Raw genomic sequence first — 7,099 nt, 5'->3', positions numbered from 1 at the left:
TCTCTATTTGATTACACTATTTTAACAAATAAAAGCCTGAAATCTTTGCTCGGCAATCTTTTCAGGCTTTACTTTCTCTAAATTTTTAATTCCTAAATTTGCTTTAGTATCTGCGGAATGTGGGTTAGAAAAAAATCAAGTCCAAAATATTCAATCTTTATCCGCTTTGGAAAATTTACAGACTCTTAAAGTTCAGGATAACCCGCTTATTTCTAAACAATGTCCCATCCAACCAGAGTCTATTTGTCGTTTTAGTTTTTAGCAAATCACTAAGGACTTATAAAATCATCTGCGTTTATTTGCATTTATCTGTGTTTAATTCTGATTATCACTAAAATCATGAAACTAAGTCTAGTAGCAACCACTATTTTTATCCTGACTTTAGGATTGTACACCCCAAAAGTCACCGCAGCACCTATAAAAACACCTAAGACCTTTAAAGAATGGTGTCAACAAAAAGCCAGTTTACCTCAAGAGACGAAACGAACGGTAGAAGCATTATTAAAAGTTGCCAAAACGCAAAATTGTAGTCAAGCTAATCAAGCGCTGACCAAATTGACTGAACTTGAGCTTTGGGGAAATCAAATCAGCAATATCAAACCTTTGTCTAATCTGACTAACTTAACTAAACTTGACCTTTCGGGAAATCAAATCAGCGATATTACACCTTTATCTAACCTGACTAAATTGACTTATCTTGGCCTTTCAGCAAATCAAATCAGCAATATTAAATCTTTGTCTAACCTGACTAACTTGACTACTCTCTACCTTTCGGAAAATCAAATCAGCAATATCAAACCTTTATCTAATCTCACTAATTTGACTTCTCTTTATCTTAATAAAAATCAAATCAGCAATATCAAACCCTTGTCTAACCTGACTAATTTGACTTCTCTTTACCTTGATAAAAATCAAATCAGCAATATCAAACCCTTGTCTAACCTGACTAAATTGACTTCTCTTGGCCTTTCAGAAAATCAAATCAGCGATATCAAACCTTTGTCCAATCTGACTAACTTAAATTCTCTTGACCTTCCGGTAAATAAAATCAGGGATATCAAACCTTTGTCTAATCTGACTAATTTGACTTCTCTTGACCTTTCGGAAAATCCACTTATTTCTAAACAATGTCCCCTGAAACCAGAGTCTATTTGTAAATTTTAGTCCGGTTATATTTTGGTGCGTTATGGACTTACTAACGCGCCCTCAAAATACTCAATTTCCCTGAATATTACCAGACTAAAAATGTCAAATTGGACAAAAATCCTATTCTACTAAATCATGTTTGATCGCAAATCTAACAATTCAGCACGACAACATAATAAAATTACTGTAACTTCTTATCACTAAAATCATGAAACTAAGTCTAGTAGCAACCACCATTTTTACCCTGACTTTAGGATTTTACACCCCAAAAGTCACCGCAGCACCTATAAAAACACCTAAGACCTTTAAAGAATGGTGTCAACAAAAAGCCAGTTTACCTCAAGAGACGAAACGAACGGTAGAAGCATTATTAAATGTTGCTGAAACCCGAAATTGTAGTCAAGCTAATCAAACGCTGACTAATTTGACTTTTCTTTACCTTTGGGAAAATCAAATCAGCGATATCAAACCTTTGTCTAATCTGACTAATTTGACTTTGCTTGACCTTTGGGAAAATAAAATCAGCGATATCAAACCTTTGTCTAATCTCACTAATTTGACTTCTCTTTCCCTTTCGGGAAATAAAATCAGCGATATCAAACCTTGGTCTAATCTGACTAATTTGGCTTATCTTTACCTTGCGAAAAATCCACTTATCGTTAAACAATGTCCCCTGAAACCAGAGTCTATTTGTAAATTTTAGTCGGGTTATATTTTGGTGCGCTATGGACTTACTAACGCACCCTCAAAATACTCAATTTCCCTGAATATTACCAGACTAAAAATGTCAAATTGGACAAAAATCCTATTCTACTAAATCATGTTTTATCGCAAATCTGACCAATTCTGCACGATTACTAGTTTCTGTTTTCCTCAATAAACTACTCACATATTTCTCCACGGTACGCGGACTTAAATGTAAATGATTACCAATTTCCACATTAGAAAAACCATGGGTTAAAAGGTCTAAAACCTCCTTTTCCCTCACAGTTAACGGTGTCAATACCTGAGATTGTTGCATCTGAGTAGGTATGGAGATATGACCGTTTTTTGCTTTTGTATAAGTGGCAAAACTGATTTCTTCCTGATAAAGAAAACGACATTCTGATTTGATGACTTGCGATCGCTCTAACAAATTACGTATAGCAGCGGCTATCTCTTCCAATTCAAATGGCTTAGACAAATACATATCACAGCCAGACTGATATCCCAAAATTCGTTCTTGAGTTTTCGTTCTTTCTGTCAACAAAATCACAGGTAATAATCGAAACGCCGATAATTGACGAACACGACGCACCAACTCATAACCATTCATCTGTGGCATCATAATATCTGTCACCATCAAATCAGGATGACGCTTTTCAATCATAGCCAAAGCGTCTACACCATTATCAACAGCTATAACATTATACCCGGACAGATCAAGATAATCACTAATAGATAGGCGTGTACCTAAATCATCATCTGCGACAAGAATAGTCAAGGGCATGGATAGTACACCCCTATAATCTTTTGGTCGAGCAATTTACTGTAATCACAAATATTAATAGACACAAGCAAGAATACTAATTCTATCTCTAATACTATGACAAGATTACTTACTCATGATGACATCATCAATGATTTCTAAAGAAAATATTAAATTTTCACAAATTGTTCATGAAACTTTACGTAATCTCCAAAAAAAAGAGATGATTTTTGACCAATCACCTCTTCCCCAGTCCCTTTGGATTACAATTAAAGAAAAAGCCAGTCTAAAGAAATTTTTGGGCGTATTTATTAAAACTTAAGAAGATTTTTGATGAGTGATAAACAGAGTGAAGGTTACAAAGTTATTTGTGATAATCGGCAAGCACGGTTTTTATATGAAATCATAGAAACCTATGAAGCGGGTATTCAATTGACAGGAACTGAAGTCAAGTCAATTCGTGCCGGTAAAGCCAATTTACAAGATGGTTATGCGTTGCTTCGTGACGGGGAAGCATGGTTAATTAACGTACATATTTCTCCTTATACCTCCAGCGGTGCATATTTTAATCACGAACCCAGACGAACCCGCAAATTATTACTTCATAAACAAGAACTGCGTAAACTCATTGGTAGGGTACAACAGGAAGGTTTAACCCTCGTCCCCCTAAAAATGTATCTAAAACGGGGCTGGGTAAAAATAGTTATTGCCCTGGGTAAAGGTAAAAAACTCCACGACAAACGCGAAAGCCTCAAACGTCGTGATGATCAAAGAGATATGCAAAGGGCAATGAAGAGGTATTAAGAGTCAGGAGTCAGGAGTCAGGAGAAAGAAAGAAGGAGGAAGAAGAAAATTTCTCTTTTCTGCCCCCTATTCCCTCTTAACTGTCACCTGTCACCTGTCACCTGATTCTTCCTTGTTAAAGGTTGCCAATAGCTGGCAATTAAAGCCACCATAAACCACCAGAGAGTATTAACTTCAGGGCGATAGAAGACCGTATCAAATAGACCTTGACCAAGTATACCTAGTATACTAGCGATCGCCCCAATTAACCATAAGCCCTCGATATTTTTAGTTTCTCGTAATCGTCGCAGTTGCAAAAATCCTGTATTGAAGGTGACGACTATTAACCATAAGAAACAGGTAAAACCCAAAAAGCCAGTTTCCACAATGGTTTCTAGAAAAACAGAATAGGCACTCAAAGCTGTAAAGCGAGGACGTTGATAGAGAGGATATATCTTATTAAAAGAATTGTGTCCAGGTCCTATACCAATTATCGGGCGATCGCGGATCATTTGAAACACAGATTCCCAGACATTTTTGCGAAAATTATTACTACTGTCTTGGCGGTCAGCAAATATACTCACAACCCGCACCCGGAAAGGTTCGACAAATAACACCCCTATCACCAATAACCCCACCACACTTCCCAACAGAATAGGTAAAGACCAACTCCGCCAAAATGTGGGCATACTTATACTCCACCAATAAATTAGGAATACCGCTACAGTAAACAATCCCACCAACAAAGCAATCCAACCACCGCGACTAAAGGTAAGAATTAAAGCAGCAGCATTGACAAAAAACATCGTTAATGCTAATGATTTCCTGATCCAACCTGGCCAAGCCACAATAGCCACAAAGCTTAAAACCACAGCCGGTAAAAGATATCCAGCCAATAAATTGGGATTACCCAAATAACTGTAAACCCTGGTAGTCTTAGCCAAAGGCGATTCCGGGTCAACCCAAGTAGCTAAAGCCTTCGCACCAAAAAACCATTGTCGCAACCCATAAACACTGACAATCAGGGATATATGCAAATAAAGAGTAATCAACCAAGACCGAAACCGGGGGACTCGCAGCACCCTAGCACAGAGGGCAAACAGCAACAAATAAAGAGTTAATGTTTGTAAATCACCCAAAGCGGCTTTTTTCACCGGTGATAAAGCCGTTGATATGGCAGCAATACTCCAATACAGCAACACCAGCAGATGAATAGGAGTAACGGAAGCCGCGTTTGCTGATTTATTGTCATCCGATAAAGTCAACAGCAGCCAAAAGCCGACACAAGCCACCAACAATAAACCGATTAAAGTAGTAGAAACAAAAGGTGCAAGACCATAAACAAGGCTAAGTAAGCCCACAGCAATAGCATCTCCCCACTGCATTAAGATACTACTTTGTCGCCAAGGCAGCAAAAGTCCCACCAGAAACCGATGTAGGTAACTACCAGACAAATATTCTTTCAGTGGTAAAGAAGATAAAGTCAATCTTTCCCAGACTAAATTCATGAATAAATACAGAATACAGGAGCTATGCAGTATAGCTTACGCCAAGTCTAGCTGTGAAAATTAATATTCCTTTCCTGTTAGAGACTTCCAAGAAATAAATTATTCCAAAAAACGATAGCGAAGCCTGGCGTTAGCCATACCACAGAGGCACAGAGTACACAGAGAGAGAATTTTTGCATCAGTTTTGGGACATTTTTTTATTTGGAAGTGTCTTAACGGTAATAAATCTTCTAGATATAGGCGTTTAACTCTGCATCTGTGCCTCCAAAAATACCAAAGGTAAATTTAGATCTTTGGCAATTGGTGTTAATAGTCCATCTATTGCAAATCCTTTTTCTTTGACGGTAGGCGCACTATAGGTAAATTCGCAATCTTTGGGAATTTCTGGGATTAACTTCAGTAATTAATTCTGGCTGAGATAAAAATAGTCGGTAAAACAGTTTATCAGTTTTCATAATTACCTATTGCTCTCCTTAATCTCCTGAGCCAAAAATTCTATTTTTCTACAAATGCGCCAAAAGCCACCCATCTAAATCGGATATTTCTGTAAAATCTAACAAGGATTTCCCTAAACTCTCCAACTGCTCTATATTCAAACTTCTTATTTGCTCTTGTTGGGTTAAAGACAGCAATCCTACCGCTTAGTCAACATACGCAGCACTAGACCACGACAAATTGAGTAAATACAAGCATTTAGGCAAGGCTGGAAGTCCTGCTCACGTTGATGCGGTCATGCAAGTAGCTAGGAGAACGCAGATTGATTACTTGCAATCATGTATTGATTCTCTCCGACAAAATTGGGTAATTTATTTTTGGTGTTCCCTTATACTCTGTATGGGAATGAATTATAGAAGGTGCTGACTTTAATAACTGCAAGAGGCAGAGCCTCTGTGATGGCATTCCCAGTCTCTGACTGGGAACGAGGTTATACTATCTTTTTTTGGAATTATGGGGGCGTTGTTGGGGGTGATCTCCATTCTTGGGGACACTGGGGGAATTTAATTGTTTGCGACCATTAGTAATAATTTTTAACATTTCCTGAATATCCTGTTCAATATTAGCCAGAACGTTATCAGCGTATTTATCAGCACCATCTTCAATTTCTTCAGCTTGAGAAATTGCAATTTGGCGCATTTCTTCTAATTCTTGTTGACAAGCGCGACGTTTGCGGTCAATTTCTGCGAGGGTGTCTTGCATCATTGCTTCACAATCTTGCTGGACTTGTCGCCGCAGTTGGTCAGCTTCTCGCTGTGCTTGCCTGACAATATCACTTTCGGACAAAATTTGCGCTCTTTTGGCTTGGGCCACGTCTACTACCTGTTGTCCATACTCTTCCGCTTCTAGGAGAATTTCATGCTTTTGTGCCAAAATATTGAGCGCTTCCTGAAACACCGTTGGTAAAGAAAGACGGACAAAATCCAGTTGTTCAAGTAATTTGTCTTCATCTATTAAGGTACGTCCCGTCAGGGGAATCCTCAAACTAGAGAGAACTATTTCCTCTAATTGGTTGAGTTCGTGCTGAATATCTACCCCTGATGTTGGGGCTGGATTGCCAATGGAAGGGATACCATTCACGTACTCTCGTGGGGGAGGATTGTTGCCGTTGTGGTTGGATTCGAGGCTAGGGATTTTTGGTTGTAGCATTGGTATATATCTAGGGCAATGTGTGGGGGAACAAGATGATCAACAGAGCCACCAAACCTGGCAATCTCTTTTACCACACTACTACTTAAAAAACTATACTCATTTGATGTTGCCAGAAAAACTGTCTCGATCTGAGTAGACAACGTTTTATTAGTGTGAGCCATTTGTAGCTCAATCTCAAAGTCAGAAACCGCTCTTAACCCCCGCAGCAAAACTTGCGCTTGTTGCATTTGGGCATATTCTACGGTCAAACCGTCAAAGCTGTCTACTCCTACATTTGGTAAATGTTTTGTAGATAGACGAATTTGTTCTAATCTTTGCTCTACTGTGAACAATGGCATTTTATTGGGATTGCGGAGGACGGCAACTATGACTCGTTCAAATAAACGACTACTGCGCTGAATAATGTCTAAATGTCCCAAGGTGATGGGATCAAAACTACCAGGATAAATAGCAATCACAATGTTATTTTAAGTGATTATATTGATGGATTTTCAAGAGAACTTTATTAAATCTAACATAGTCGGGAGCAGGGGGGCAGGGGGCAGGG

The 7,099-nt window shown here is 38.4% G+C and carries 10 protein-coding genes and 1 pseudogene; 5 read left to right on the top strand and 6 right to left on the bottom strand.

Annotated features, from left to right (window positions below; all coding sequences use genetic code 11):
• Positions 1–339: 339 nt before the first annotated feature.
• Both IQ226_RS24090 and IQ226_RS24085 read left to right on the top strand, forming a co-directional pair.
• Positions 340–1,164 carry a leucine-rich repeat domain-containing protein gene (locus IQ226_RS24090; protein ID WP_193899601.1) on the top strand — a complete coding sequence of 275 codons (825 nt, stop codon included), beginning with the start codon at positions 340–342 and terminating at the stop codon, positions 1,162–1,164.
• Between the two features lie 190 nt (positions 1,165–1,354).
• Positions 1,355–1,849 carry a leucine-rich repeat domain-containing protein gene (locus IQ226_RS24085; RefSeq protein ID WP_193899600.1) on the top strand — a complete coding sequence of 165 codons (495 nt, stop codon included), beginning with the start codon at positions 1,355–1,357 and terminating at the stop codon, positions 1,847–1,849.
• A gap of 102 nt (positions 1,850–1,951) precedes the next feature.
• Here IQ226_RS24085 and IQ226_RS24080 read toward each other — a convergent pair whose 3' ends face one another.
• The gene (locus IQ226_RS24080; protein WP_193899598.1) at positions 1,952–2,635 is read right to left on the bottom strand and encodes a response regulator transcription factor; all 684 of its coding nucleotides are present in this window, start codon (positions 2,633–2,635) and stop codon (positions 1,952–1,954) included.
• A 130-nt stretch (positions 2,636–2,765) separates the two neighbouring features.
• On the opposite strand from IQ226_RS24080, the gene IQ226_RS24075 reads away from it, so the two are divergent.
• Positions 2,766–2,936, top strand: a complete 171-nt coding sequence (locus tag IQ226_RS24075) for a hypothetical protein (RefSeq protein WP_168467507.1) — start codon at positions 2,766–2,768, stop codon at positions 2,934–2,936.
• 11 nt (positions 2,937–2,947) lie between these two features.
• On the top strand, positions 2,948–3,418 hold the full coding sequence (gene smpB, locus IQ226_RS24070) for an SsrA-binding protein SmpB (protein ID WP_027400847.1): 471 nt from the start codon (positions 2,948–2,950) through the stop codon (positions 3,416–3,418).
• 83 nt (positions 3,419–3,501) lie between these two features.
• Here smpB and IQ226_RS24065 read toward each other — a convergent pair whose 3' ends face one another.
• The 3 genes from IQ226_RS24065 to IQ226_RS24055 form a co-directional block, all read right to left on the bottom strand.
• A complete protein-coding gene (locus IQ226_RS24065; RefSeq protein WP_193899596.1) occupies positions 3,502–4,905 on the bottom strand; it encodes an IctB family putative bicarbonate transporter in 1,404 nt (467 codons plus the stop codon).
• Between the two features lie 244 nt (positions 4,906–5,149).
• Positions 5,150–5,287, bottom strand: coding sequence for a DUF2887 domain-containing protein (locus IQ226_RS24060; RefSeq protein WP_370567226.1), 138 nt, complete (start codon positions 5,285–5,287; stop codon positions 5,150–5,152).
• 121 nt (positions 5,288–5,408) lie between these two features.
• Positions 5,409–5,537: a DUF4351 domain-containing protein gene (locus IQ226_RS24055; RefSeq protein WP_193899594.1), complete on the bottom strand. Its 129-nt coding sequence runs from the start codon at positions 5,535–5,537 to the stop codon at positions 5,409–5,411.
• Between the two features lie 37 nt (positions 5,538–5,574).
• On the opposite strand from IQ226_RS24055, the pseudogene IQ226_RS25450 reads away from it, so the two are divergent.
• Positions 5,575–5,766: pseudogene (locus IQ226_RS25450) on the top strand (hypothetical protein); the annotation flags it as partial.
• 69 nt (positions 5,767–5,835) lie between these two features.
• On the opposite strand, the gene IQ226_RS24050 reads toward IQ226_RS25450, so the two are convergent.
• Both IQ226_RS24050 and coaD read right to left on the bottom strand, forming a co-directional pair.
• A complete protein-coding gene (locus IQ226_RS24050) occupies positions 5,836–6,549 on the bottom strand; it encodes a DivIVA domain-containing protein (RefSeq protein WP_193899592.1) in 714 nt (237 codons plus the stop codon).
• Complete coding sequence (gene coaD, locus IQ226_RS24045; protein WP_193899590.1) at positions 6,477–7,010, bottom strand: pantetheine-phosphate adenylyltransferase; 534 nt, start codon at positions 7,008–7,010, stop codon at positions 6,477–6,479. The genes IQ226_RS24050 and coaD overlap by 73 nt, the downstream gene beginning before the upstream one ends.
• Positions 7,011–7,099 lie beyond the last annotated feature (89 nt).

This window comes from Dolichospermum sp. LEGE 00240 (assembly GCF_015207875.1).
Lineage (GTDB): Bacteria > Cyanobacteriota > Cyanobacteriia > Cyanobacteriales > Nostocaceae > Dolichospermum > Dolichospermum gracile.
The sequence above is the reverse complement of the archived record's forward strand: the minus strand, read 5'-3'. Positions and strand labels throughout refer to the sequence as shown.

Bases quoted from the DNA above. Each gene is read 5' to 3' on its own strand.
- IQ226_RS24085 (WP_193899600.1), top strand. From the start codon at position 1,355: ATGAAACTAAGTCTAGTAGCAACCACCATTTTTACCCTGACTTTAGGA.
- IQ226_RS24075 (WP_168467507.1), top strand. From the start codon at position 2,766: ATGATTTCTAAAGAAAATATTAAATTTTCACAAATTGTTCATGAAACT.
- IQ226_RS24050 (WP_193899592.1), bottom strand. From the start codon at position 6,549: ATGCTACAACCAAAAATCCCTAGCCTCGAATCCAACCACAACGGCAAC.
- smpB (WP_027400847.1), top strand. From the start codon at position 2,948: ATGAGTGATAAACAGAGTGAAGGTTACAAAGTTATTTGTGATAATCGG.
- IQ226_RS24080 (WP_193899598.1), bottom strand. From the start codon at position 2,635: ATGCCCTTGACTATTCTTGTCGCAGATGATGATTTAGGTACACGCCTA.
- IQ226_RS24065 (WP_193899596.1), bottom strand. From the start codon at position 4,905: ATGAATTTAGTCTGGGAAAGATTGACTTTATCTTCTTTACCACTGAAA.
- IQ226_RS24090 (WP_193899601.1), top strand. From the start codon at position 340: ATGAAACTAAGTCTAGTAGCAACCACTATTTTTATCCTGACTTTAGGA.